General features: G+C 46.0%; 25 protein-coding genes and 1 pseudogene. 7 read left to right on the forward strand and 19 right to left on the reverse strand.

All coding sequences use genetic code 11. From position 1 onward, the window contains the following. Positions 1–6: 6 nt before the first annotated feature. The 12 genes from NBH01_RS14410 to NBH01_RS14465 are packed head-to-tail and all read right to left on the reverse strand — an operon-like array spanning position 7 to position 12,074. The gene (locus NBH01_RS14410) at positions 7–2,256 is read right to left on the reverse strand and encodes a MutS N-terminal domain-containing protein (protein ID WP_009017566.1); all 2,250 of its coding nucleotides are present in this window, start codon (positions 2,254–2,256) and stop codon (positions 7–9) included. 21 nt (positions 2,257–2,277) lie between these two features. After that, positions 2,278–4,068, reverse strand: a complete 1,791-nt coding sequence (locus NBH01_RS14415) for a hypothetical protein (protein WP_009017567.1) — start codon at positions 4,066–4,068, stop codon at positions 2,278–2,280. Positions 4,069–4,082: 14 nt separating this feature from the next. Then, positions 4,083–4,364 carry a hypothetical protein gene (locus NBH01_RS14420; protein ID WP_009017568.1) on the reverse strand — a complete coding sequence of 94 codons (282 nt, stop codon included), beginning with the start codon at positions 4,362–4,364 and terminating at the stop codon, positions 4,083–4,085. A 23-nt stretch (positions 4,365–4,387) separates the two neighbouring features. Beyond that, positions 4,388–5,218, reverse strand: a complete 831-nt coding sequence (locus NBH01_RS14425) for a M23 family metallopeptidase (RefSeq protein WP_004313633.1) — start codon at positions 5,216–5,218, stop codon at positions 4,388–4,390. Positions 5,219–5,250: 32 nt separating this feature from the next. Beyond that, a complete protein-coding gene (locus NBH01_RS14430; protein WP_004308686.1) occupies positions 5,251–5,895 on the reverse strand; it encodes a hypothetical protein in 645 nt (214 codons plus the stop codon). A 12-nt stretch (positions 5,896–5,907) separates the two neighbouring features. Continuing rightward, complete coding sequence (locus NBH01_RS14435; protein ID WP_004323423.1) at positions 5,908–6,594, reverse strand: hypothetical protein; 687 nt, start codon at positions 6,592–6,594, stop codon at positions 5,908–5,910. A 12-nt stretch (positions 6,595–6,606) separates the two neighbouring features. Next, positions 6,607–7,302 carry a hypothetical protein gene (locus NBH01_RS14440; protein WP_009017569.1) on the reverse strand — a complete coding sequence of 232 codons (696 nt, stop codon included), beginning with the start codon at positions 7,300–7,302 and terminating at the stop codon, positions 6,607–6,609. Next, positions 7,283–7,768: a PH domain-containing protein gene (locus NBH01_RS14445; RefSeq protein ID WP_004313632.1), complete on the reverse strand. Its 486-nt coding sequence runs from the start codon at positions 7,766–7,768 to the stop codon at positions 7,283–7,285. Before NBH01_RS14445 ends, NBH01_RS14440 begins: the two co-directional genes overlap by 20 nt. 12 nt (positions 7,769–7,780) lie before the next feature. Beyond that, a complete protein-coding gene (locus NBH01_RS14450) occupies positions 7,781–9,472 on the reverse strand; it encodes a toprim domain-containing protein (protein ID WP_005777245.1) in 1,692 nt (563 codons plus the stop codon). A 4-nt stretch (positions 9,473–9,476) separates the two neighbouring features. After that, complete coding sequence (locus NBH01_RS14455) at positions 9,477–11,045, reverse strand: hypothetical protein (RefSeq protein WP_009017570.1); 1,569 nt, start codon at positions 11,043–11,045, stop codon at positions 9,477–9,479. 25 nt (positions 11,046–11,070) lie between these two features. Beyond that, entirely contained in the window at positions 11,071–11,295 is a 225-nt protein-coding gene (locus NBH01_RS14460) for a hypothetical protein (RefSeq protein ID WP_009017571.1), read from the reverse strand. A 20-nt stretch (positions 11,296–11,315) separates the two neighbouring features. Beyond that, positions 11,316–12,074 (reverse strand): DUF4099 domain-containing protein, encoded by a 759-nt coding sequence (locus NBH01_RS14465; protein ID WP_007218117.1) that lies wholly within the window; start codon positions 12,072–12,074, stop codon positions 11,316–11,318. Positions 12,075–12,295: 221 nt separating this feature from the next. Here NBH01_RS14465 and NBH01_RS14470 point away from each other — a divergent pair, with 221 nt between their 5' ends. Further along, entirely contained in the window at positions 12,296–12,955 is a 660-nt protein-coding gene (locus tag NBH01_RS14470) for a M23 family metallopeptidase (RefSeq protein WP_250700164.1), read from the forward strand. A gap of 32 nt (positions 12,956–12,987) precedes the next feature. On the opposite strand, the gene NBH01_RS14475 is transcribed toward NBH01_RS14470, so the two are convergent. Continuing rightward, positions 12,988–13,824 (reverse strand): phosphoribosyltransferase family protein, encoded by an 837-nt coding sequence (locus NBH01_RS14475; RefSeq protein WP_250700165.1) that lies wholly within the window; start codon positions 13,822–13,824, stop codon positions 12,988–12,990. Positions 13,825–14,129: 305 nt separating this feature from the next. Between NBH01_RS14475 and NBH01_RS14480 the strand changes: the two genes are divergently transcribed. The 3 genes from NBH01_RS14480 (at position 14,130) to NBH01_RS14490 (ending at position 15,892) form a co-directional block, all read left to right on the forward strand. Then, positions 14,130–14,360, forward strand: coding sequence for a hypothetical protein (locus tag NBH01_RS14480; protein WP_009017574.1), 231 nt, complete (start codon positions 14,130–14,132; stop codon positions 14,358–14,360). Between the two features lie 460 nt (positions 14,361–14,820). Then, positions 14,821–15,387, forward strand: coding sequence for a type I phosphoribosyltransferase (locus NBH01_RS14485; RefSeq protein ID WP_009017575.1), 567 nt, complete (start codon positions 14,821–14,823; stop codon positions 15,385–15,387). Between the two features lies 1 nt (position 15,388). Next, positions 15,389–15,892, forward strand: coding sequence for an SLOG family protein (locus NBH01_RS14490; RefSeq protein ID WP_004313628.1), 504 nt, complete (start codon positions 15,389–15,391; stop codon positions 15,890–15,892). 341 nt (positions 15,893–16,233) lie between these two features. Here the strand turns inward: NBH01_RS14490 and NBH01_RS14495 are convergent, their stop codons facing one another. The 3 genes and pseudogenes from NBH01_RS14495 to NBH01_RS14505 form a co-directional block, all read right to left on the reverse strand. Continuing rightward, a complete protein-coding gene (locus NBH01_RS14495) occupies positions 16,234–16,719 on the reverse strand; it encodes a dihydrofolate reductase family protein (RefSeq protein ID WP_004308674.1) in 486 nt (161 codons plus the stop codon). A 179-nt stretch (positions 16,720–16,898) separates the two neighbouring features. Next, a pseudogene (locus tag NBH01_RS14500) lies at positions 16,899–17,100 on the reverse strand (hypothetical protein). 253 nt (positions 17,101–17,353) lie between these two features. Then, entirely contained in the window at positions 17,354–17,518 is a 165-nt protein-coding gene (locus tag NBH01_RS14505; protein ID WP_187325359.1) for a hypothetical protein, read from the reverse strand. 57 nt (positions 17,519–17,575) lie between these two features. On the opposite strand from NBH01_RS14505, the gene NBH01_RS14510 reads away from it, so the two are divergent. Together NBH01_RS14510 and NBH01_RS14515 are read left to right on the forward strand one after the other, a co-directional pair. Beyond that, positions 17,576–17,797: a DUF7688 family protein gene (locus NBH01_RS14510; RefSeq protein ID WP_005777269.1), complete on the forward strand. Its 222-nt coding sequence runs from the start codon at positions 17,576–17,578 to the stop codon at positions 17,795–17,797. Between the two features lie 12 nt (positions 17,798–17,809). Then, entirely contained in the window at positions 17,810–18,382 is a 573-nt protein-coding gene (locus tag NBH01_RS14515) for a hypothetical protein (RefSeq protein WP_007218123.1), read from the forward strand. A gap of 139 nt (positions 18,383–18,521) precedes the next feature. Here NBH01_RS14515 and NBH01_RS26680 read toward each other — a convergent pair whose 3' ends face one another. Genes NBH01_RS26680 through NBH01_RS14525 form a run of 3 tightly spaced genes read right to left on the reverse strand, consistent with a single transcriptional unit; the run spans position 18,522 to position 19,943 of the window. Further along, entirely contained in the window at positions 18,522–18,875 is a 354-nt protein-coding gene (locus NBH01_RS26680; RefSeq protein WP_004323416.1) for a hypothetical protein, read from the reverse strand. Between the two features lie 19 nt (positions 18,876–18,894). Next, the gene (locus NBH01_RS14520; RefSeq protein WP_004308670.1) at positions 18,895–19,380 is read right to left on the reverse strand and encodes a hypothetical protein; all 486 of its coding nucleotides are present in this window, start codon (positions 19,378–19,380) and stop codon (positions 18,895–18,897) included. A gap of 5 nt (positions 19,381–19,385) precedes the next feature. Further along, the gene (locus NBH01_RS14525) at positions 19,386–19,943 is read right to left on the reverse strand and encodes a Panacea domain-containing protein (protein WP_004308669.1); all 558 of its coding nucleotides are present in this window, start codon (positions 19,941–19,943) and stop codon (positions 19,386–19,388) included. A 539-nt stretch (positions 19,944–20,482) separates the two neighbouring features. On the opposite strand from NBH01_RS14525, the gene NBH01_RS14530 reads away from it, so the two are divergent. Beyond that, entirely contained in the window at positions 20,483–23,590 is a 3,108-nt protein-coding gene (locus NBH01_RS14530) for a helicase-like domain-containing protein (RefSeq protein WP_009017579.1), read from the forward strand. The last annotated feature ends 49 nt before the right edge of the window (positions 23,591–23,639 follow it).

A 23,639-nucleotide genomic window follows, 5' to 3' on the forward strand; every position in this document is an offset into this window, starting at 1 on the left:
TACTCCTTATCTATGAAAACCTCTGTGTGTTTCTTGTTCCTCCATGTCACTTATAGCAACCCGTGCCCCGGCACGGACGAGCTTAGACAGATAGCTGTCGAGCTGCTCCGTTGAAAATTCCGTTGAAGCCGTAATGTCCCCTTCTGGATACTCTTTTAGGGTTATGCCCAATATCTTTGCACCCTGTACCGCATCTTCGTTATAGAGCCGATAACCATCTTTCGTGCGAAGCAGTTGCAAGGCATCGGGATGATTCGCTTTAAGTTTGTCCCACAACTGCCGTTCCGGTGAAATACCCTTGTTGTCTGATTCCGTCCGTTCCTGCGCTACCGTTTCTATCGGCCACAACTCTGCTTCTTTCTGTTGTTTCTCTCCGGTGTGTGCCTCCTGCGATTGTCCTTTTTGTAGTACGTCTGCGAATAAGGTAGCTGCCAAATGACGTTTGTAGCTGTCACGCTCTTCCGCTATCCACATCCGCTGCCACTGTTGCGGAGTGACACTTCGGGCAGGCTGTTTCTGCCCATCAATAGTTGCGACGCATTGTATGCCGTCTTGTTTGGTTTTGAAAACCGAAACACGCTGGATACGGTTCAAGTCTATTTCCGGCATTTCGCTGCTGAACAAATCCACCTTCAGGTCAGGTTTGACCTCGGCCAGCGCATAATACTTGTGCGCCAGTTCCATCCGAACCTTACCGATGTTATCCATCGCTTGCTTGAGTGTTGAAAAGAAGCGGTTTATATCTTCTTTATCAGGATAGATGCTATATCCGCTCTTATTTTCGGGTTTGATATAAAGTGCCCATCGTTTCTTATCATCTTGAATCATCTCTACGTGGTCAAATCCGATCTCATTCGCCTGTTTGACCGCTGACGCCACGTCCAGTGTGGAGAGCTTCTCCATTGCCCAATTCTTCAGCCGGGCCAGCATAATCATCTTCTCGGCAAAATAACTGTCATCGGGTCGATAACCTAATGCACCATCCGTATTGTAGAAGCGTACCTGCTCGATTCCATCTTTCTGCAACGCTCGCATGATACGTCCCTTGTTCATTCCCGGTATCTCGTTATCTACCTCTGTAGAAGCCCCTGCTGGAAGAATTACATCTGCGGTTTTTGCCTGTGGATCAATAACAAGCACAATTTTTTTCGTTTCTTTATCCGGATGCTGCCGAATCTCGTTCGACACAAAATAATGTTTGGGCATTTGCTCCTGCATGGTTGAAGTGTCTCGCCGGTTGCGCATGGTGGCGTATTCGATTTTCTCGCCCCGTTCCGCTTTATTGATTACTTCGATGGCATTGTTCACGTCACTTTCGAGAGCGTCCATCAAGTTCGGGTTCTCTTTCAGTTCCCGGCACCAGTATTCCACTGTCTTCAGACTTTCTTCAGACAACCGTGCTGGCAACCCCAGTTCCAACATTTTAATCCCTGAAGCCAGTTCCACTACCAACCGTTCCTGTCTGACAGCATCCTCCGAAGGAGCCACACCGTTCTTCATCACCATACCTTCACGCGCTAACCGTTGTTGGTGTCCGGTAGCACTCACGATTTGCCGCAAGGCTTCCTGTATATAGTCGTGATAATGTCTGAACTCTCTTTGTCGCGGCATATAGACCGCATCCTTATCTGTTTCGTAGTGGGGTACACCGCTTCCATCCAAACGAACAGGCACAAGGTTGTCTCGCATCCTCAGTAGGAAGTCGTTGAATTGAATATGCAACCGTCGGTTGTCAGCTTCCGTATATCCTCTTTCCACTGCACTTCCATACCGCCGCAACGTCGTTTCGTATCGCTCCTTATCCACGTAGGGTAGTGTCGTCTGGTCAATGTTGAACAAAGTGCGAATTTCACGGTTATGTACACCTTTATATAATTTTTGTTCCTCTTCATACAGTTTCATGTAGTCATCACGACTGATAACCTGTTCTGGATTATTGCGGTGAACGTACTTGTTCCAATTATAAAACAAAAATGGAACGCCTTGCTCATTCTCACGCACCGAGGCTCCTTGTGCCTTGGCATCGCTGAATAGCGTGAACTGGTTGGTTTTGCATCCATTTTTATCAGAATGCAGCGTCATGAATAGTGCATTGAATGCGCTGACAGAAACACCCTTTGGATAGAGGCGCGGGTATCCCTTTCCTGATGCGTTGAGCCAGTGTCCACCGGCATTCGAGGCTTCACTCAAAGCCGTAGAAAGCAAGGTGATTTGTTTTTCCTCGGCTTTCTTTTCGATTTGCGATTTTTCTTTCATATCGTTTATTTGATTATAGGATTATTGAATACCCCGTGGGCGCACGATGGTTTCCAGTTTTCCGTCCTCATAATTCCGTGCGGCAGCCTGGCGAAGCTGGTCGTTCTTGGCAAGGACAGCATTTGCCAGCGTGTTCAAAGGCAATGCCCCGGTACGGTAGGCTTCTGCTACAATCGGTGACAACTGGATGGTACACGGTACTCGGTCTATCGTGGCAATCAACGTACTATCTTGCAATACAGGGTTTACTATACGTGGGTTCAGAGTTTCATTTGTATAGCGTCGGTACTGCACATTGTTCTCATTTGTTACGTTCAGTTTTCCCTCTGTTCGTTCTTTCAAGGCTTCGTGTCCTGCCTTATTCAACAAGTTCATACCTCCCAGGCCTATCAGGAGCATTTTCAGCAACGGGTTACGCACAAACATACCCGCCACAATGCTCGCTATCGGTAACATATTGTCTTCCAAATGCAATGATTCTGTCTTGCCTGTGAATATTCCCAGTAGAACATCAGGGAGCATGGCCATTACATAACCGAGATTGCCTGTGATATTACCTATGCCATCCAGTCCCAGCATACCAAGCAGTCCGCCCCAACCGTTTCCGTTTCCCTGTGCTACTTGCGCACTTTGTATCGTTTGTACATGTTGTTCCGCATCATTGGCAGGAACAACAGTTTCATGCTTCTCTTCTTTCATAATTTCATCCTGTTCTGTCCTGACCATTTTCGCTTTGTCACGTTGTTCCAAAGACTGCAAGTAGGCTTCTTCCTGTCCGGGAGCAACAACAATCGGCACATCCTTGTACCGTTCCTCATGTTTCTGTTCTTCCTTGCTCTGTACATTCGGCCACAATAAACCGCTATTCTGGTTTTGTGTCCATTCCATGAAGCCAAAGTCCATGACAGGGATTTTCTTTTTCAGTTGCTTGTTGTCTGTACCAATCGCCGTGTTCTCTTTGATTTGTATTTGGGCTGCCTCTTTGCGAAAATCGTCGAATACGTTTCTGTCTCTGCCGAACACTCCTTTACTGATGCACTGTTCTACTGAAAGGGTATCAGGCTTCTTGCCTTCAAAATGATTGGTGATGGCTGCAATAGCCACATCTGCACCGGTAAACTTTGCCAGTGCCGTCCATGAGCCAGTACCACCCATCATCAGGGTATCTGCGGCTGTGCCCAACATCCATCCCGTACCTTTTTCCCATCTGTTCGGGCGGTAAGCTGCTTCGCCTCGTGCCTCTATTTCATCGGTCAGCGGTGAACGGCTTAACGTCTGCGATAATCCCAGCAGACTCGATTCGGCAGCCTTTCGGATGATGTAGTCAGCGGAAGACTTGGGCATACGTTCTTTCACCAACCGGTCAATCATCAGTTCCTCTATCCGGTGGTCCATATAGGCATAGGCGAGGTCACAACCGAGCAGTTCTGACAACTCATTGTAACGTGCCCTTCCGATTTCCTGCACGACGGTATCCCGCCACTGCCCGGCCATATACGCAAGGTCTTGCTGCATTTCCTCGGAACCGGTAATCTCCGTCTTGCACATCTCGATATAGTCCTCTGTTGTTTTGGAGTTCCATTCGCCTGTGACCTTGAGTGCTTGATAGGGGTCGCTCATTGGTTGTGCCGAAGATGCCATCATACTGAGAATACCACCTAAAGAGGTGGAATATTCTTTCATTTCCTCTCCCTGATTCCGTATGAGGTCAGTCCGCGTTTTTGACATGATGGGTGCGATATGGCAGTTGAAATAGTCGTTCACGAGGCGTTCCATTTCTGCAAACCGTCCGCTATGCTTGATTCCGTCCATAGTGTATTATATGTTTATCCTATTCTATTCATTAATAATTGCTCTTTTGTCTGCTCGATGGCGTTGTGGTAAATTTCCATCTGTTTGGGATAAAACTCTTCCAGCCATACATCCTTCTCGATGTTGTCGTGAATGAAGCGTATCGCTTGTTCTCGCTCAATCTCCACCGATGCTTCGCCCTCTTCCCGGTTATTGAACCATGCTTTCGTCCACCAGCGCACACCGGCCCGGTCAGGATATACCGTGACTGCTCTCGGTATGTCAAAGCTCTGGATGTCTATGTCTAATTCTGCCAGTGGGTCAATGATACCACTATGGGTCAGGGCTTCGTCGTAGAGTTTTTTTTTACATCATCGCCCATCGTCGATAAGTACACGCCATGCCGTAGGGCAAGGTAATGCAGGAAGTCCGCAATGAGTAGGTTCTGCACCTTACAAGCAAGCGGCATTGCTTTATGTCCCAGTCCGAGTGGGTTGGATATACTTGGCATATTTTCATAGAAATATTCTTTGACTGCTCCCATTGTAAAGACATGGCGGAGTGACTGCTCCGTATGTGGAGGAAGTCGGTATGCACCACGCTGTAAGTCTTCCATGTAGTAGGGCAGGAAACGTAGCATCAATTCCTCTATTTCCTGTCTGTCCTGCTCGTAATCGGTGGTCAGTGCCATCTCCATGTTGGGAGATGTTGCCGCTTCGCCTCCATCAGCATGACACAATGCTTGGATATTCCCATACAGCATGGTTAGAAATTCCAGCGGATTCAGTTCCTCACCCTTGAAGCGTATCCCGATATGCAGCTTGTCACCGCTTAAAGCTACAGTCTGTCCGGCCTTGACACGCTGTCCGAACTGGGCGAAGACATTTGACAAATGCCCATAGGTCACTTCATACTCCCCATAGCGTATAGTTTGGCAGATGCCGAGTATAGGGTCATTGCCTATACCTGACACGATACCGCTGGCGACAGCCGCCAGCGTGTAGCACCGTACATCGAAGTCGATGCCATGATGAAAATATGTTTTTCCCGTTGTCGGATCGGTTTGTTCGCCGTAGCCGAGCGATAGTTTCACATCCTTGCCCTTCCGTTCTTCAAAAGGCATACAGTATCCACTTTCGGATTGCAGGATCATTTCTTCTGTATATTTCATTATGTGATTATATTTGATTCGTATTCTTATTCTTATCTTTTCATCCCTCCGCTATTCGTCTGTTCTTCAACGGGAAGAGCGGGTGTCTGTATTCGTTGTATGCTTCTCGTATCAGGTGTGCGGAAAATACCGGCATTGTTGCCGATAAGCATCATGCCGAGAAATGCACCGGCAATCTTGCCCAGCCAGCCGAAGCGTCCGAATATAAGAAATGCTGCTGCGACCAGTCCCGCTATACTCAATCCCGACACGTTACCCTGTCCGAGATTACGGAAAAAGTTACCGAACATATCGGAAACTCCGCCATTGGAGACTTGCCGTAGAAAATTCGATACTCCACCCAGTTTTGAGTCTATGCCGGCTACCGTACCGCTGACGGAACCGACTGCTTCTCCGGCTTTGCTTGTCAGTTCTCGCACACCGTCCGCTGCATCTGCAAGGGTATCCGTAGCCGATTTCCCTATGACCGCATCGCTTACGATATGTACCACGCTCTTATCTGTGGTTAGTTTCTCCCAACCCACATAACCGACTGCACCGCCGATGGCTGCGGTCTTGACGGCTTGTCCTGTGCCCCGTAAGGTTTGTGAAGGATGCAGTGCAGCATGTCCCATACTTCTTCCGGTAGCTTTTGCTGCTTTGCCGCCATATTTTAATATTGAATCCCAAATTCCCATATCATTACATTTTTAAGGTCTTACATTCTTTCCAATCTGTCGCCAACGTCGCTTGGCTGCGTCCACGATACTACGTTTATCGGCTTCGGGATGTGCACCCTCGTCGATTTCCCGCCAAATGTCGCCCATTGTCGTGTACTTTACCGCTTTGGTCAGTCGTTGCAGCTTTGTGTTCATTGTTTTGAGCTTTGGACGGATGCCAAAGACAATTTCCATACGCTCTTTTTCCGTCATCTTGTTCTCCGAAAGGCACGCTGTGCGTATATCGTTCACAATTTCCACGCTGTTCATCATCAGTTCCCTATAAATCTTGTTGCGCTGTGTGGATAGGGCTACGGCAAGCGTATTGGCTGGACTTCGCTTCAATTGTTTGGTGAAGTCGCCCATATTGTCTGTCAGCCTCGATACCTCATAATAGAACCCATAAGTTTGCGCCGCATAGCAGACTATTGACCGGAAAGAGTTTAGATAATTATTAAACTCTCGTTGCAGGTCTGTTGTCGCCTGCACTTCTTCTTTTGTCCAAATATGTCCGGTGGTCTGCATCAGCATGACCTTTTCCTGATTCTTCAGCTCCTTCTCTGCCTTTTCGGTATATACTGCAATCATTCCGGCCAGTACAGGGTCATTCTGCGCTTGTACCTCACCGATACCGGTAAGACACAGCAGTAATATACTTATCCAAATTGTCCATTTCATAACTGATATATTTTATCGGACGAGAGCTGCCGCCCTGTGCCAATGGGACAGAGCCATACGAGCTGCCTCACCGTTGTCACGGTCAAGCATTCCTGCCGTTACGTTGTTCCACACATCATTGAAAGTATAGTACCGTATGCTCAAATAGAGCAGATGCAACTTCCGGCTAAAATCCGATAGTTGGTCGTTCAACGCCCATAGCGTCTTGCTGCGTTCTGCCCCCGTAAGCATGTTTTCGTTGCTACCTTTGGCCACAGCGTCATTCAGCAATGTAAAAACAGAGACAAGTTCCGTTGCTGTTTCTATATAGAGGTTGTTCATGTTCATACTGGCCACAATGCCCTGCGGATTGTTTTGGATGGCCCTGCCTAATTTTCCCAGCGTGAGGAAAATCCGCACACCGTCATTGTAGAGATGCGTACAGGCTTTCAGTGATGAAGCGTAACCGCTTGCTGTCTTGAGGTAACTGTTGTACTGCTTCTCCCACTTGTGGATTTGGTTGAACTCGGTAGCGATGCTGTTTTGGAGCAAGGCTGTTTGTGTCTGTCCCTTTATTTGTTTTTCAATCTGCCCGTTTATCAGTTCGTTACCTTCGGCCAATGCAGTCCATTCCAACGGATTGGAAGCCGCAATTTGGGCTTCTGCCACCTGTGGAAGCAGGCATACCAGCGAGGCAACCAGCCCCAGACTAATGATTCGTGATTTCATATATTCCCTTTTTTCGTTTGTTAGTTTCTACCCGTTCACGGATAATTGACACGAGGTCGTCCCTATGGAAGATACCGATCAGGTCAAGACGGGGCGTGTTTCTGTCCATTGAAAGGATACGTACGGTTTTCAGCCCACAAAATTGTTGCAGCAGGCTTTGGTGCTCTTGAAAATCCACGATACGATATAGCTCCATATAATCCACTTTGCGACGGATAATACCGTATTCACTGACAAGTTGTTCCGTGCCGATGCAATAACGGATTCGCCGCAGGTAGAGATAACGGTAGAGTAACAGTAACGAGAGTATCAAGGCAATTACTGTGGCAATAGCTGTCAATGGCAGCCCTTCCATGCCTCCGTACACCCATACAGTGCCGCACAGCACGAGAGTGGGCAGCTCGTTGATGACAAATTGCCCGGTATGTGGATGGATGACAATGGTTTTGTGACAAGTTCTCTGCATAGGTTTTATGGATTATCGGTGAAAACGGGAATGAAAGTCTTCTCTCATTCCGGAAAGAGAATTGGTTATATCCACTTCCAACCGGGCAAGTTCTTCCCGTATCTTGTACATTTCCTGAAAACCCTTATCTGACATTCCCTGGTCATTGGTTTCAAAGGAGAATATTACTCTGTCCGCACGTTCAAGACGCTTTCGCACAGCCTCATGGTCTGCTTCGTCGTATAATCCGTTTCGGATATGTTCCGGATTGACTTCGGGCAAATCGGACAAGGCATGATTCAGCGTGGCTTTACCGCTGATTTCCCAATCGTCAAGGTTGTCCTTCTCTGGTTTTATCCGTTTGCCGAGTAGCTGGTCGTTCCAATCCTTATAACCCTCTGCGGCAGATTCATACAAGATGCATCCTGTAGCTTCCGGACCGGAAATGGAAGCATCAATCGCTTTTTCGATGGCTTCCAGATTGCTTCTCATTTTCTCTAATTCTTCCTCACTGGCAGAACCTTCGTCACGAGCCATTTCGTACTCATCCATACAAACCATTCTCATTTCCTGTAGATAGCCGTCACCAATTCCCATGTCGTCACGCTCCCCATTCTTCAAATTTTGTTTTGCATCATTTATACCCAGTATGGCTGTAATCTTTTCAAAATTGAATGGTTCAAGTTCTATTTCATACTGTGAATAGTCTTCGCTGTTGTTCTGTACAATCAGTCTGCCGGTTTGTGACAGACAGGTGGAGAAGTTCCAGCCTGCATGAGTGAGAGCAAAGTGGATAGCATAGACTTGTCCGGCACGGTCATGATCGAAGCAAAGATGATGTGAGGCATGGGGAGTTGCTTTTATCGCTCCTTTGAATTGCTGCTGGCTCGGTGCCCCTCCGGTAGAGATGAATACCGCCTTTCGCAGATCCTTGTTCTGTGCCTGATGAAGTTGGTAATATGCCATCGCATCATAAGCACTTTCGAACCAATAGATATGTTTGGCGGAGGTGAGAGAAGTGCGGGCAGGGCTGGCAATCCACAGTCCCTCGCTTGAATTGCTCCCTGCGGCTTTGCCTTTGTAGCTGCCGCTCCCGTCCATACGGGCACGTCCTCGTTCTTCAAGTCCCACAATCGCTCCGTCGCCTTTGGGCAGGGTTAGTGGAAAGGACAGGTTCGTGTAGGTCGCACCGTCCTCCCGATGTTTCGTAGCCAGATAAAAATGCCGATGGAAGGCATATTGTGTATAAAGGTCGATACCTCGGCTTTTAAAATAAGGATAAAATTTTTTCTGCGTTTCCCGATTCTGCGGATTGAACTTATGAATGTCGTAATCCGCTATGTCAAATGGCTTTACATCTCGTTTAGGGTTCACTATTCGGGTTTTCCGTTCAGTGACAGGAATGTTCAGTAATCTGTTACAGACAAGATTCACCAGTCTGTCTGGAGACATACCCGCATGGTACTCCGTGAAAAAGTGCGGATGCTCCTTGATGAAGGAAATGATGTTATAAACTTTCTGTTGTTGTGCGTGGAAACAGCATTTTCCTTGTTGTGTCACAATAAATTTGTCACCACGGATACGTCTGCCGTCGCTGTCCAAACGAACATACGAGGGATAGCGCAGACCGTCACGACGGTTCAGGTGATACCCTGCGTCAATCAATACGTCCTGGATGTTTAGTCGTTGCAGAAAGTCATCGTATGTAAGGTCTCCGTCTCTCATAGGTTTACCTCCCTCTTCTCATTTCATTAATATCTTGATTCATCTGTGCCTCGAAATTACGGATGGCCACATCTCTCGGTGTATCTACGCCGGGCTTGAAGTATGGATGTGGCGGTCCGCTGAAACGTTCGCCATAGAACTCCGGAGAGTGGTGGTGATGGAAGCCATGTGCGACTTCCGATGCCACCACAGCACCGGCGGTAAGGGCAGCGAATATCTTCACGCCAAGCCCCTTGTTCGCTTCAGGACGTGTCTTCATATCCACCTCGTTGAAAATCTTCGAAAAAAGTTTCATCCGGTGGTAATCATCCACAGCAAGAAACTTGTCGTAGTCTTTCTGGCTGATTTCGTGGCTGATGACCTGTCCGTCAATAACAGCGGACATCTTGTATTTACCCTCCGTCTGTGCCGGTTGCACGGCAATGTCACTGACCTCTACTTCCCGGCCATGTTTCTCCTCACGATACCAGCCTTTGCTTTCGTTGAGTAGTTGCAGGTCACGACCGTCCACGGCTGCACCGATACTGCCCTGTATGTATTCCTGCCGCATCGGAGTTTCTTGCTGCATGAATAATTCTTGTTCCTGCCGCTGCCGTTCTTCCAGTTCATGCCGCACTTCGGGATGCAGGCCGATACTGATGCGTTGTTCGCTGTTGAGCTGTTCCATCGTTACTTTATCGGCAAAGTCCGCTCCGATAATGCCGTTCAGCAGATCCAGCCGTTTCTCTACAGGTTGTTCCTCGATGGATGCGGTAGCCAGTTTTTTCACTTCTTCTTCCGTCAGGTCATAGACCATATCGACATTGACACTTTCCGATTGTACGGTCAGTGTCCTCCGTTCCATATCCACGATAAGACCGTGCGAAGTAAGGCACTCCGACCATTTCTCGTTGGAAAAATAGACTGGTGAAGCAATCAACTCCTTGTATGCTTGTGCCGGTTCCTTGCTGCGCGGACGGCTGACAAGCGGTGTAATGACCTCCTGCAAGTTCTTCAATACATCTTGCTGTACAATGGGTTGCTCCTGTTGACCGCCTTTGTAGTAAAAGCCGTAGCCACCCGATTGCAGTTCGCCGGGCTTCATGCGCCCGTCTGGGCGTTCGGGTACGATGGATGGCCCCGGAAAGAAAAGCTGCCCACCAACTCTGCGTAGGTGGAAACCCCACTGTTCGCGTGGTGTCCAACCAAGGAATGGAGGGGGCATACCCAGTCGCCCCATGTGTCCGTACTCACCAATACCGATGCGGTAGCCATGTAGCCCCATCGCCACGCGACCGTTGGCATTACGGGCATGGACGAAATTTTTCGGCATATAGAAATCTTTTCCTATGATACTCGTGAGTATGTTGTAGGCTTTCTTGTTGGCCGTATTCGTTCCCCAGTCCGTCAGAGCCAACATCTGTCGTTCTGTTATAGGATAGACCAATAACGGTGAATCATGCCCTTGCACAATCAGCCGGTAGCCGCCTCCGTCAAATGCGACATGGGCTTGAAGTCCGTTACGCATCAGTAGATTGCGCATTTCGGGTTGCAAGTCCATCTGCCGAGGATTAGTGTTTGTTCGTATCGTCATAGTCTGATGTTATGATGGTTACTTGTTATGCGTTGCCGTATTTCATAGCCGCTTCCAATTGTTCGTCTTTGAAACGGACAAACCCGGCGGCAGAATCTTCGCAGACCGTGAGTCCTTTTTCCTCACAGTAATGGGCGTACTCCTCCTGCCACTCGGCAGAAAAATGATTGATGTAATCGAGCCAGCCGTATTCGCTGCTCTGCATCTTCTCGACGAGAATCTCTTCGGGATAATATTTCTGTTGTGCCATACGCTTATATTAAATAGGTTTTATTTGTGAATACCTGCCATTCGGTTACGCTCACCGCTTTTCTTCTGTTCGTTCCACAGTTCTTCGGTGTATTCCTCCTCTGGAACGTAGTCGAGATTGCCGTCATCATCCATCACCCAGCAACCGTAGCAACCGAAGGTGTACTTATCCCATTCACGCTTGGGTTGTTCTTTCCATTTCTGCGCGTCACCTGCGCAGAAACGGATGCCCGTCTTGTTGTGAAGGTCGATGCCTACCGTGACAGGTTCACCATCCACTGCCACCGTCAGAGGCTCACCATGCTGCATTCCGTTTACTTCTACTGTACCTAAGTGCATTACCTCTGCCAGCACTTTCAGGTTACGGGCGATGATGGGTGTCGGAACATACATCACCTGTTTTGTTTCCTCGTCGATTTGCACGAAAGCTTTACTGCGTCGTCCGTCCGCCATAGCCACGTCTGCAATGATGGATTTGCCGTCAAGCAACTGTTTTTGCTGCTCCTCGTTGTAGCATTCCAGTGGTGACGACTTTAGTGTGGGATAAAAGACCACATCCACCTCGCCGCTATCCATACGGATAAAGGCAAACCGACTGCGACTCTCGATTACTTCGCCATTCTCGTTAGTGACACGCATGGGCAGTACCGGCGAGTAGCCGCCTTTCCCGATTTCTTTCAGGATACACAGGGGCAAATCTTCAATCATTTCTTGGGTAAGCCCAAAGCGGGCCAATGTCGGATAAGGCAGTTCGTTGAACTCAAATTGTTCTTTTTTCATATTCTGAACGATGTTATAAAATTATACTCAGCAAATATAGAGCGATTTCTTATCTGATGACTAAAACATTTCTTTATAAGTGATTATAAAGTGGTATTTTTAATGTTTTGAATATGATTTTTCGCAAATAATCATATTCAAAATTGATTAAATAGTTATATTTGGAGAAAAAACAGTCGGCAATGGACAGACCATAAGAAGAGCGTGCTAACTTTGCTGCCATGAGAAAGATTTTATTATTGATGATGACGGGTGTCTCATTATGTATCACGCCAGCCAAAGTACAATTCAATACCGTTGCCGTTACCCCAACACGCTACAAGATGGAGGTATTGGATATGGGGTTAGACCAAGCGGAACCGGCATCCGAAAGCGAGATTTCCGTACAGGAAGTTTCAACAGGTATCCCGGTATCCGCAGATATGGATAAGAAAAAGTGGATGGATCGTTACTTGAGTGTAAGTTACCCGTTACGTTATATCAAGGTCACTTCGCCTTATGGCTACCGTAAGGACCCGTTTACGGGAAAGAGTAAATTTCATGGCGGACTGGACTTGCGCGCACGTGGCGACAAGGTGATGGCCATGATGGAGGGTGTGGTCGTGAAGGTCGGACAGGACAAGACTTCCGGCAAGTATGTAACCTTGCGGCATGGTAGGTACACCGTCAGTTATTGTCATCTCTCTAAAATTCTTATCGTCAAAGGGGCAATAGTTCATCCTCGTGATGTGGTTGGCATTACCGGCTCCACAGGACGCAGCACTGGCGAACACCTGCATATCACCTGCAAACTCAATGGCAGGAGTATCAGCCCCTCGCTTATATTCGATTATATCCAATCCATCCGGCAGGAGTGTATATCAGCATTGGCAGGTTTGTAAAAGAGAAGTGAAAAGGGCTGAAAACGTTCCGGTTACTTTGTCATCCGTTCAATAATATGGGCAATATGGTTGCCCCAGACGTGTATTTGTACAAGGAGCATCGAAGGCATGGAGAGCGTCTTGCCATAGAAGATAGCCGCCACTACTTTGCCACCGCACCGTTCTATCTCTTCCTTGTAATCCACCACGCTTTGCCCGGTTGTCAGCACATCATCTATGATGATAATCTCTTTCCCTTTGATTTTTCCGGTAATGAGGTAGTTTCGTTCGAGGATACGCTTCTCTCCACCTTTGGCCTCATGCAGGCTTTCTCGTGCATCGCAAATATCAACGTCGTACAGTCCTGAAGTTAAATCCTGTCGGTGCTTTCCGATGTACCAGTCGAGCCGTTTGAACCGTTGACCGTATTTTATCCAGTTGCTACACGGCATGAACATTATATGGTAAGGTCTCTTTTTCAGTTGCAAGGCATTCATACACGTTTTAAAGAACTCGATTCCGTGTATATCTTCTTGTTTGAACTGGTAGATGGAATGGCAGAAAGCCTTCTGTTCATCATTGAGCAGCGCATTGTATCGTGACGGATAATAATATCCGTAAAAGGAGATTCGGATGCCTCGTAACTTGAACGGCTTATGGGGAGAATGGCCATCAAACCGTTCGGGATGCAAGAGACAGAACATACGGCAGGCTTTCCGATGACCGGCCATTACCGCCAGACGGCAGTAACGTTCACGTTCCTCGCTCTTTTCGGTCAACCGTGCGGCGGCGAATGCCGCTTCTCCTGCTTTTCGTCGCCAGTAGCCGATAATATACCACAATGCCCCAATTGTGAAAAGCAGGAGTATGAACAATAGTCTTGCATTCATCGTATTTTTATTTGAATGAAGCAGCCCGTTTCAATCTGGTTATTTACAACATTACGGTGTATTTCGACATAATCGGATATGGGGGTTGTGGCTTCATTATTTATATCAAATTCGTTTTCACTCACTTGCAAAGTTAGCAAAATCGTGGCACTAATCTAAAATAGCACCGATAATTTATAAGCCATATCACTTTTATATCATAAAGTCTTACCCATACAATTTCCTCTTTTAATTGTACATGCTCAACTTTTATAGAAGATGTTCGCCCTGACCGGTACACGGCAAATGGCATACAAGTCTGCTATATGCTGTGTACCCGTCTTTGGGGCAAAGCAAGGACGATGGCACATTTGCCACAAGTGTCAATCAAGCCAATCTGTTGTCCTTGCAGCGACCTCTGCTATCTGTTCTTTTGTAACCGGCAATGCCGTCTGTTTGTTTTTATAGCTTCGCCCCACACCATCAGCGGAGCGTCACAGGACTTGTCCGCAAGAGACATTCACTCACCTTATGGCAGCAGAGCTGCTATGGGGTGAGTGAAAGACTCTTTACGGAAGCCAAACATGAAAAGACCGTACACCTCGGTCACAAACTGCCAAGGCTTACGCTTCGCCAGATTTGAGACTAAGTTGTACGGTCACTTCATCGGGAAGTTTGGACCGGCAAGCCACAGACGCTCCACTGCCCACCCATTCCTTTTATAAATCTTGCACCTATTCTACATGTCTATATGACAACCGCCTGTAGTAAGAAAGCATATTCTGTTTGTCGGTTAGCTCTGCTGTAGTCATATTTTCCGCAAAGTAAGCCGCCTTTTACCAAACATCAAATCGCCACTATCGCTGGAACGAAAAATCTTCCTCTGACACGTCAGAGCGTATTTCTTGTCCCCGTTTTGTCTTATCGGTATTCTTGGGCGGCAGTTGATGGCAGAAAATATCCCTCAGCAGGCTGAACAGCCTTCAAAAAGAGGGAAAAAGAAAAATTATCAGAGTTATGGCAAAGACGATAGACATAGAACTTCAAAAACAGTTGGACAAGCCACAGGCATGGTTCTGTAAGTATTTTCCTGCACGCATACGCAATGTGAGTGAGCGTGAGATAGCAGACCGCAAGTTAGTCTTTGATTTCAAGGATGGACGGGCATACGAAGAGGTTGCTCAACGCACGGCAGCCAACATGACCGAACGTTATGGAACATCATGTACTAACATTGTATTTTCTCCCGTACCGGCATCCACCGATAAGAAGAACGAGATACGTTACAAAGCATTCTGCCAAAGAGTATGCGAACTGACGGGAGCTATCAATGGTTATGACTATGTATCAGTGAGTGGTGAGAGGCTAACCATTCACGAAAACCGTAAGGCAGAGAAAGAAGTCCGTAAGGTAAACGTCATTGAGTTTGATTCGGCTTTTTTCAACGGCAGGTCTGTGGTAGTCTTTGATGATGTGATAACCAAAGGGCTGAGTTATGCTACCTATGCCAATCAGCTTGAAAGCCTTGGTGCTAATGTACTCGGAGGTATATTCCTCGCAAGAACCCATTACAAAGTGAAATAATATGACCCAGACAAAGTATGATAAGGCAGTGTCCGTTTGCTTCAGTGGACACCGCAATATTCCATTCCTATACAGGAAGCAACTGAAGCTGCAATTAAAGGCAGCGATAACCAAGGCATACGCTGGAGGTTATCGTCATTTTTACTGTGGTTGTGCCATGGGGTTTGATATGCTGGCGGCAGAAGTTGCTCTTGCGTTGCAGTCCGAATTGTCAGGTCTGCAAGTTATTGCCGTAGTACCGTATCGCGGACAATCCGAGCGGTGGAACGATGCGATGAAAGCCCGGTATGATACTATTCTCTGTAACTCGGATGATGTTATCATCCTGAGCGAACACTACTACCATGGCTGTTTGCTTCGACGCAACGACTATATGGTTTTTCACAGTTCGTCTCTTATTGCCTGGTATGACGGCAACCCCAAGGGTGGTACGTTTTATACTTATCGTAAGGCTACAGCGAATGGACTAAAAGTTCTAAATCTCTATGGCAGCTCAATCGTATAACAGCCATCTTGTTTTCGCATATTCCGAGCCGTAGCGTTAACTCCTTTGCCATTCATGTAAAGGCTGTTTTGTCAGCCATAGCGTGATATGGCAAAGTACGCTATTAGTTCTGATGTATTGCCCGGCTTTACCTATGTGCCGATTTAGTTGGTGTTGCTGTATTTTTATATCTTCGGAGGCTCCATCCTCCTTATATCTTTCTCTACCTTTTTTAGTATTCGGCTTAAAAAGTAATATACTTGCCTTACTTTTCGCCTATTTAGCATGTTTAGGGCACGTCTTTTATAATAAAAGTGCAGCAATTGGTTGCTGCACTTTTGCTATAATATCTATTTGTCATATTAGACCTTCCCGTACACCGTCCTCATTTTTCCGTCCACCAGCACCTTATTTGACCGCACAATCCAAGCTCTGCCGTCATTCAATCCGCATTCCAATGCCTTTTCGCCGCCGCCGATTAGTACCGGAACGGTTGTCACTGTGATTTCGTCCGCCAGCCCGTTATCCAAGAGTAAAGCCCCGATTTCCTCACCGTAAGCCACCACCATACCGTCGCCGTCTTCCTTCATCTGTCTCAGTTCTGCCACTGCATCTCCTTGGATAAACTTCACTCGTTCATTCTCCGTCAGGTCGATGCCGCCGTTCGTCACAACCAAAGTCTCTTTCGCCGTAATCGGCCAACCCAAATGGTTCATATAAATACGCAGGTAAGTTTCTTCGTCAATCAGCACACAACTGGAGGCATCCACAGCCGCATCAAAATGCTTGTCCGAAGGAGCCGGACAACCGTCGATGGACTGGTACACGTGCAAGGAAATCTGTTTCATATTCAATGTGTTTTTAAGAATTATGTCCACCTTGCACCCTAAAGGACAGCATGAACCCACGCTATTCCGGAATAGAGGTACTGCCATACCTAAAAGGCAGATAAGCAAACCCTTGCTGTATAAACATACAGTATGAATATTTTGCTATACATCTTGTCTTTTTGATAAGTGTCAGTTTTCTATTCCAAGACGTTCAGTGAACGTATAAATATATATATCAATCTCCGCCTGTTTCCAAGCTGAGTATGAATCTTCCATGTCACGACAATGACCGTACCCGAAAGTACCGTCTGCTGTCTTCATTTTGACAAAGATAACGAAAGATTGGCGGATAAGCAAACAAAAAACATTGTTTTTCTGGTTGCCTGTTCCGAACTGCATTCTGCCTTATCAAAAAGACTTACTCATTCCCCATGATTTAATACAGTCGTCATTCTGCAATTATCAAGAGATGGGCCAATCCATCCGATTCCACCTCCCTTTATAGTTCACCTTCCTCCGATATAGTACGGGCAATCCGTTCCGGTTGTCCGTTACCCTGTTTTAACACCCCTGTTTTACAGTTTTATTCATCCCTTTCTATTTGATTGTCATTTATTATCGTTTTGCTGCTGCCGTGCGACCTCTCGTGGACTTATTTTCCCGCAAAGGTAATAGGCTGCTCCAATCTTGCCAATGCCGGCGTTCCGCCGCGAGTGAGCCGCAAAAATCTTCCTCTCCGTCTGTCGAGCGTATTTTCCCGCATCAGCCTTGTCAGATTGTTTCCGCCACCTTTTGGAGGCAGAAAAATAAATCCCAAAGGTCGCAAACAGGTTGAACAAAGGGAAATAGTAACAATAAAAACAAAAATAACATTATGAAAACAGAGATTAGGCAGAATGGCAAAGTGATACTATCGAGTACAGACGATATATCCATTCCGATGATTTTCAAAAACTTATGTGGTAAGAACTTTTCTGGAAACGACTATCAAAACTATCTCAGAACAGTTTGTCAGGATATTGGTGTTACGACGGGGGCGATTGAGTATTATGCCGACAACGTTTTGATTGAGAAAGCAACTATTCCTGAATTTTAAAAACTATATACAATGAAAAGGAAAGAGAAAGCAGCAGTAGATGAATTTGTTGCCCTTGTAGGAGGCAAGACATGGGAGCCTGTACGCCATAAATGTATGGGTAAATGGAGTGGTATGACCGATTACGGTTTTGTCATAGACGGACGGATAACGCTCTTTGTTTCCAATAGTATGGCATACTTTAAGAAACGGATTCGTGAGTGGATTAAGTCGATACATACTTTTGAAGCGAAGAAAGATTGCTACCTTCGCTTGCTACGTGAACAAATTGAAAAGGACAACGACAAGGCAAAGGACGAAAAGTTAAATCCTGTCAGACTGATAGACATTGGCATCTTATCCCCCGAAAGCAATAGTCCGTTTGATTTTTTTACCCCTTATGTGTTAGTCGAAATAAACGGCAGGCGGTTCAAGCATCAAACAGCGGAGTTAAGTTGCGCTATTATGGTGGATAGTTTGGCAGGATACCTTGAAGAATGCAACTGCAAGGATATATACACGGCAAGGGCAGTGCGTACACCTGACTACATTTTTTGCGGCGTGCGGTTTGACTCCCGTGATAATATGTATAAGATTGGAAAGTAGAGATTAATGATGTCTGAAGAAGTTATCACTTACAACGATAACTCCAGTCGTTTTAAAGGACGGCATCAGCATTTGACCTACTAAATACATAAGTTCCCAATTTACGATTGGAAACTTATGTATTTTTCTGTATGGAAAACTAATCAAATAATCGCTGACTTATCATCCAGTCATTAAGCACGTCCGGATCTACACGATTTGTAAGATTCACATTTTTACTCAAACAACCGATTTTCTCACCTCTTAAATAAATAACTGGTGGGGTTAATGTATTCGGATTGTATGGACTTAATGATGAACTGGGACTTCCATATATGGAATACCGATTCTTGAAAGATATACTTGAAAAGTGACTACCGTATATATTCTCGTTGTTGGATATGGAATCAGGAGTAGATGTGTTCAACGACAATCTGCCTAAATACAAACCGTCATTTGCCAATAGAAACGATTCTTTCCTTGAAATTCTGGTATCTAAACCTATTCTATCCATTCCCTATGATTTAACGCCATTATTTAATAATGCCATAACGTCTTTTAGTTGCATTATCGAACACCTCTGTCTCTCTTAGAAACTGCATTACCCGTTCCCTGTCTTCGGAAATCAGGCAACCTTTCAGTTTACCGTTCTTTTCCGTGATTTTTAATTTTGAAAGTTCGAATATATCGGAACAATCCAGCCAACTGTCATAGTCCAGAATATCACGATAGTTCCGAACCATCAAAGGATATTGGCAGTCCAGTAGCTCTTCCGACCTCTTGGAAGAATCTATTTCCGAATTTATCAGTAAGGCACCGATAGCGACACCTTCCGGAGTAAAGCCGATAATAACAATATATTTATTGCGGTCTTTATATCCGTCTTTTAGTATCAGTCCGTCCTCTTCGTCCAAGGGGACATAAATAATGTCACCAATTTTGACTGATGACATATCTACTTGCTCAGCTTTGGCCATTATAGCTTTCAGCTTTTCCAATGCACCGGTTTTGTCGTCCATTTGATTTAAGATAAAGCGTTCTTGACAATCTGCTTTTCTCGGATATAATCTACCATGTCCTTGGTAGCTTTTCCTGCCCGGGCTATATCTATAATGGTAATGAAGTTTTTTTGAGGATCATCCTGAATGCGTGTCATCGCTTCTTCCCATGCCGAGTCATGCGACAAATCGGACAAGTCATAAGGGTCTGTATCCTTATATTTAGCGATAGCAGCGTCAAGACAACGTTTGTTGGCACCTGATATATAGTCCATATCGGGTACGGCAGAAGTATATACCTTCTTGTCACGAACCTCTATGTCTGAAAGGAACTCGTCAAAATTCCCATCCAAGGGTTTGCCTTCTGCAATTTGCAGTGCCTTGTAGGTATAGGCTGGCACCGGGCCATGCTTCAATGCTCTGAAAGAGTCTTCGACAATCACTTTGCCATATTTGACAAGATGGTCCTGTTGGGCAAAATAAAGTATTTTAAATAACTTTATATAGTCCACTCCTTGAGTGAAACTCTGCATGATGTAGAGTACCACTGCTCTTATTTTAGCAATCTGTATAGCTGTTTTCATTTCAAAAAAATCTATGCGATTACAAAGATACAACTAATTTGCTGAATAATACGCTCATGATACAAAAAAAATAGTCCGTTGCATTTTTTTACGACATTTAATATAGTCGTCATTCTGAGAGTAATAGTCTGCAATTATCAAGAGATGGGCCAATCCACCCGATTCCACCTCCCTTTATAGTTCACCTTCCTCCGATTATAGTACGGGCAATCCGTTCCGATTGTCCGTTACCCTGTTTTAACACCCCTGTTTTACAGTTTTATTCATCCCTTTCTATTTGATTGTCATTTATTATCGTTTTGCTGCTGCCGTGCGACCTCTCGTGGACTTATTTTCCCGCAAAGGTAATAGGCTGCTCCAATCTTGCCAATGCCGGCGTTCCGCCGCGAGTGAGCCGCAAAAATCTTCCTCTCCGTCTGTCGAGCGTATTTTTCCGCATCAGCCTTGTCAGATTGTTTCCGCCACCTTTTGGAGGCAGAAAAATAAATCCCAAAGGTCGCAAACAGGCCGAAAAAAGGGAAAAAAAGAAAGGTTAAATTATGAGTTACAACAAATTGAAATCATTGGTAGCGAACGTGGAAGCCATAGAAACGGCAATGAAAATCCAAGTTCAAGGCAGGCAGGCCACTGCGGAAGAAAAAGAAATTTTATCCCGATATTCTGGTTTCGGGGGTATCAAAGAAGTGTTGAATATAGGTACGGACAAGCCCATAGGTGGTGATATGCAAGAACCGATACAAAGATTGCAGGAGTTAATCAATGCTTACCCTCATTTCACAGAACCCATGCGACACAATGTCATAGAGGGTATCAAAGCATCTGTACTGACAGCATTTTACACTCCTAAATTCCTTGTTGATACAGTGGTGCGGCAGATACACGCCACGTTCAGCGAAAACGGCCTCAAAATGCGTTCATTTCTCGAACCGAGTGCAGGTATAGGCGGTTTTCTGCCCATAGCCATGTCCGGCACGTATGACTATGCCATTGAGAAAGATCTCATTTCGGGGATGATACTTTCCCTGCTCCATGAGAACACGCTAACACGGACGGCTGCATTTGAAACCATTGGAGAACAAGGTTTTGAGCATACAACTTTCGATGTCATAGCCTCCAACATCCCGTTTGGCAATTTCCGGGTATTCGATGCGGAGCTGTGGAAGAAAGGCGGTATGTACGAACAGGCCACCAAGACCATACACAACTACTTTTTTGTCAAAGCGATGGAGTTGTTGAATGAGGGTGGGTTATTGGCTTTCATCACATCGAGGGGCATAGCCGACACGCCCGGTAACAAGTTCGTGCGTGAATATCTTGTAAATCATGCCGACCTGATAAGTGCAATCCGTCTGCCCGATATGCTTTTCATGCAGACAAGCGGTATAGAGGTAGGCAGTGACCTGCTGATATTCCAAAAGCACACGCACAAGACGGTACTCTCACAACGGGAACAACTGTTTTTACAAGTAGGCAGGGAAAAGGCGGACGCCATAGGCACAATGACCGAATACGCCAACAAATTGTTTACCATGCCGAAAACCACCCTTGCAACAGGTAGCCGCATTGTGCAGAACCAATACGGAAAATATGTGCGCAAATACCAATGGCAGGGAAATGAAAATGCCATGTCGCAATATCTCGCCGCACTGCTGAAACTCGACTTTGGCCGATATTTCCGCAAAAGTCTTTTCACAGGGAACGGACAGGGCAGCGAACATATGCAAATGTCCCTTTTCGGGAATGTAGCGATGAAACAAGTAGAAAAAGGTAAACGAGCCTACACGGATGGGGTGGAAGCATGGATGAAAGACGGCGCAATGGTACTGTTTGAGGGCCAGGTGGGTACTATCCAATATCGAAAATCAAGTCTTTATCAAGAGGTAGCCATTGATTTTGTGCCGGTGGACGAGGGTAAGGTCAATACAGATAGGGCGAAAGACTATTTTCCTATACGCAAAGCATACTTTGAACTGTCAATCAAAGAGAGGGAAGAACAAAAAGAGGATAACGGATTGCGTAGAGAGCTGAACGCCCGATACGATGCCTTTGTTGCCAAATGGGGCTGTTTCCACGAGAACGACAACAAGGAGTTTATCATGCTTGACAGCCTCGGTGTGGAAGTCTTTACAATAGAAATGCAGCTTGGAAAAGATTTAGTCAAGTCCGACATCATGCGTGAACCTGTGGCGTTCAAGAAGATAGACCCGAACAAACGGCTGACACCGATTGAAGCGTTGGCAAGCAGCTTGAATTTCTACGGCAGGGTTGATATGGACTACCTGATGCAGTCCACGGATAGTGCCGAGGAAGAAATCATCGGCGACCTCAAAGGTGAAATATTTTACAATCCCGCTATCGGGGAGTGGGAGCACAAAGGCAAGTTCCTTTCAGGCAATGTCATAGCCAAATGCAAGGAGATAGGTTCTTACTTATCCGAACTCACGGACAGGGAAAAAGATTGGACGGAAACTGCTGTAAAGGCTTTGGCGGATGTGACACCCGAAGCGATACCCTACGAGGAACTCGACATTAACATGGGTGAGCGTTGGATTGACACTAAGTTATATGCCGATTTTGCAACTGAACTTTTCGAGACCGAGACAAGCGTAATGTATTTCGATGTGAACGACACCTACATAGTACGTCTGCAAAGTTACTCTCCGGTGGCTTACAACACCTATTTCGTTCGTAACTATGACGGTGGGGATTTGTTTGTTCATGCCCTGCATGATACTGTACCTGAAATCACGAAAGAGATATACCGCAATGGTGATAAGGTGCGTGTACCGGACGAGGAAGCCATACAGGAGGCAGCCACCAAGATACAGGAGATTAGAGACCGTTTCAACCGCTGGCTTGACAGGCAGCCGATAGAGGTTCGGGACGAGCTGGTGAGGGTGTATAATGAGCGTTTCAACTGCTATGTCAGGCCGCACTATGACGGTTCGGCACAAACCTTTCCGCAGCTCTCTTTCGAGCAATTTCCATACGATAGCCTCTATCCCTCACAGAAAGATGCTATCTGGATGATTAAGCAGAACGGAGGCGGTATCTGTTGGCACGAGGTAGGCACAGGCAAGACGATGATAATGTGTGTTGCCGCCTACGAAATGAAACGTCTCGGATTGGCACACAAGCCGCTTATTATCGGGCTGAAAGCCAATGTGCACGAAATCGCCGATACGTTCCGCAAGGCATACCCTACGGCCAAAGTTCTCTATCCGGGCAAGGACGATTTTACCCCTGCCAACAGGCAAGAGGTCTTTTCAAAAATCAAGAACAACAACTGGGACTGCATCATACTCACGCACGACCAGTTCGCCAAGATACCGCAGTCAGAAGAGACCATGATAGATATATTCACGGAAGAGCTTGCCGATGTGGAACGTAACCTTGAATTTTTGGAGCAGTCCACTATGCGTTACCGTAGCGGAAAGATGCAGGAGGGGTTAGAAAAGCGCAAACAGAACCTTGGGGCTAAATTACAAGAACTGCGTATGAAAATCAATAATCGGAAAGACGATGCTGTGGACTTCCACACAATGGGAATAGACCATATTTTTGTAGATGAGTGCCATTATCAGAACTTTCTTATTTTTTTGTTTGACATTCTAAATATATTGAAATTCAGCATCTTTTTTATATAATAAGTTCTGATTATTTTTACGGTCGTAATATGCAGGGTATAGAATATAT

The sequence above is a fragment of the Bacteroides sp. B1-V-101 genome (genome assembly GCF_023656585.1).
GTDB classification, from domain to species: Bacteria; Bacteroidota; Bacteroidia; order Bacteroidales; family Bacteroidaceae; genus Bacteroides; species Bacteroides thetaiotaomicron.

Excerpts from the sequence above, each read along its gene's own strand:
- NBH01_RS14410 (WP_009017566.1), bottom strand. The coding sequence starts at position 2,256 with ATGAAAGAAAAATCGCAAATCGAAAAGAAAGCCGAGGAAAAACAAATC.
- NBH01_RS14415 (WP_009017567.1), bottom strand. The coding sequence starts at position 4,068 with ATGGACGGAATCAAGCATAGCGGACGGTTTGCAGAAATGGAACGCCTC.
- NBH01_RS14425 (WP_004313633.1), bottom strand. The coding sequence starts at position 5,218 with ATGAAATATACAGAAGAAATGATCCTGCAATCCGAAAGTGGATACTGT.
- NBH01_RS14430 (WP_004308686.1), bottom strand. The coding sequence starts at position 5,895 with ATGGGAATTTGGGATTCAATATTAAAATATGGCGGCAAAGCAGCAAAA.
- NBH01_RS14435 (WP_004323423.1), bottom strand. The coding sequence starts at position 6,594 with ATGAAATGGACAATTTGGATAAGTATATTACTGCTGTGTCTTACCGGT.
- NBH01_RS14440 (WP_009017569.1), bottom strand. The coding sequence starts at position 7,302 with ATGAAATCACGAATCATTAGTCTGGGGCTGGTTGCCTCGCTGGTATGC.
- NBH01_RS14445 (WP_004313632.1), bottom strand. The coding sequence starts at position 7,768 with ATGCAGAGAACTTGTCACAAAACCATTGTCATCCATCCACATACCGGG.
- NBH01_RS14450 (WP_005777245.1), bottom strand. The coding sequence starts at position 9,472 with ATGAGAGACGGAGACCTTACATACGATGACTTTCTGCAACGACTAAAC.
- NBH01_RS14455 (WP_009017570.1), bottom strand. The coding sequence starts at position 11,045 with ATGACGATACGAACAAACACTAATCCTCGGCAGATGGACTTGCAACCC.
- NBH01_RS14460 (WP_009017571.1), bottom strand. The coding sequence starts at position 11,295 with ATGGCACAACAGAAATATTATCCCGAAGAGATTCTCGTCGAGAAGATG.
- NBH01_RS14465 (WP_007218117.1), bottom strand. The coding sequence starts at position 12,074 with ATGAAAAAAGAACAATTTGAGTTCAACGAACTGCCTTATCCGACATTG.
- NBH01_RS14470 (WP_250700164.1), top strand. The coding sequence starts at position 12,296 with ATGAGAAAGATTTTATTATTGATGATGACGGGTGTCTCATTATGTATC.
- NBH01_RS14475 (WP_250700165.1), bottom strand. The coding sequence starts at position 13,824 with ATGAATGCAAGACTATTGTTCATACTCCTGCTTTTCACAATTGGGGCA.
- NBH01_RS14480 (WP_009017574.1), top strand. The coding sequence starts at position 14,130 with ATGCTGTGTACCCGTCTTTGGGGCAAAGCAAGGACGATGGCACATTTG.
- NBH01_RS14485 (WP_009017575.1), top strand. The coding sequence starts at position 14,821 with ATGGCAAAGACGATAGACATAGAACTTCAAAAACAGTTGGACAAGCCA.
- NBH01_RS14490 (WP_004313628.1), top strand. The coding sequence starts at position 15,389 with ATGACCCAGACAAAGTATGATAAGGCAGTGTCCGTTTGCTTCAGTGGA.
- NBH01_RS14495 (WP_004308674.1), bottom strand. The coding sequence starts at position 16,719 with ATGAAACAGATTTCCTTGCACGTGTACCAGTCCATCGACGGTTGTCCG.
- NBH01_RS14510 (WP_005777269.1), top strand. The coding sequence starts at position 17,576 with ATGAAAACAGAGATTAGGCAGAATGGCAAAGTGATACTATCGAGTACA.
- NBH01_RS14515 (WP_007218123.1), top strand. The coding sequence starts at position 17,810 with ATGAAAAGGAAAGAGAAAGCAGCAGTAGATGAATTTGTTGCCCTTGTA.
- NBH01_RS26680 (WP_004323416.1), bottom strand. The coding sequence starts at position 18,875 with ATGGATAGAATAGGTTTAGATACCAGAATTTCAAGGAAAGAATCGTTT.
- NBH01_RS14520 (WP_004308670.1), bottom strand. The coding sequence starts at position 19,380 with ATGGACGACAAAACCGGTGCATTGGAAAAGCTGAAAGCTATAATGGCC.
- NBH01_RS14525 (WP_004308669.1), bottom strand. The coding sequence starts at position 19,943 with ATGAAAACAGCTATACAGATTGCTAAAATAAGAGCAGTGGTACTCTAC.
- NBH01_RS14530 (WP_009017579.1), top strand. The coding sequence starts at position 20,483 with ATGAGTTACAACAAATTGAAATCATTGGTAGCGAACGTGGAAGCCATA.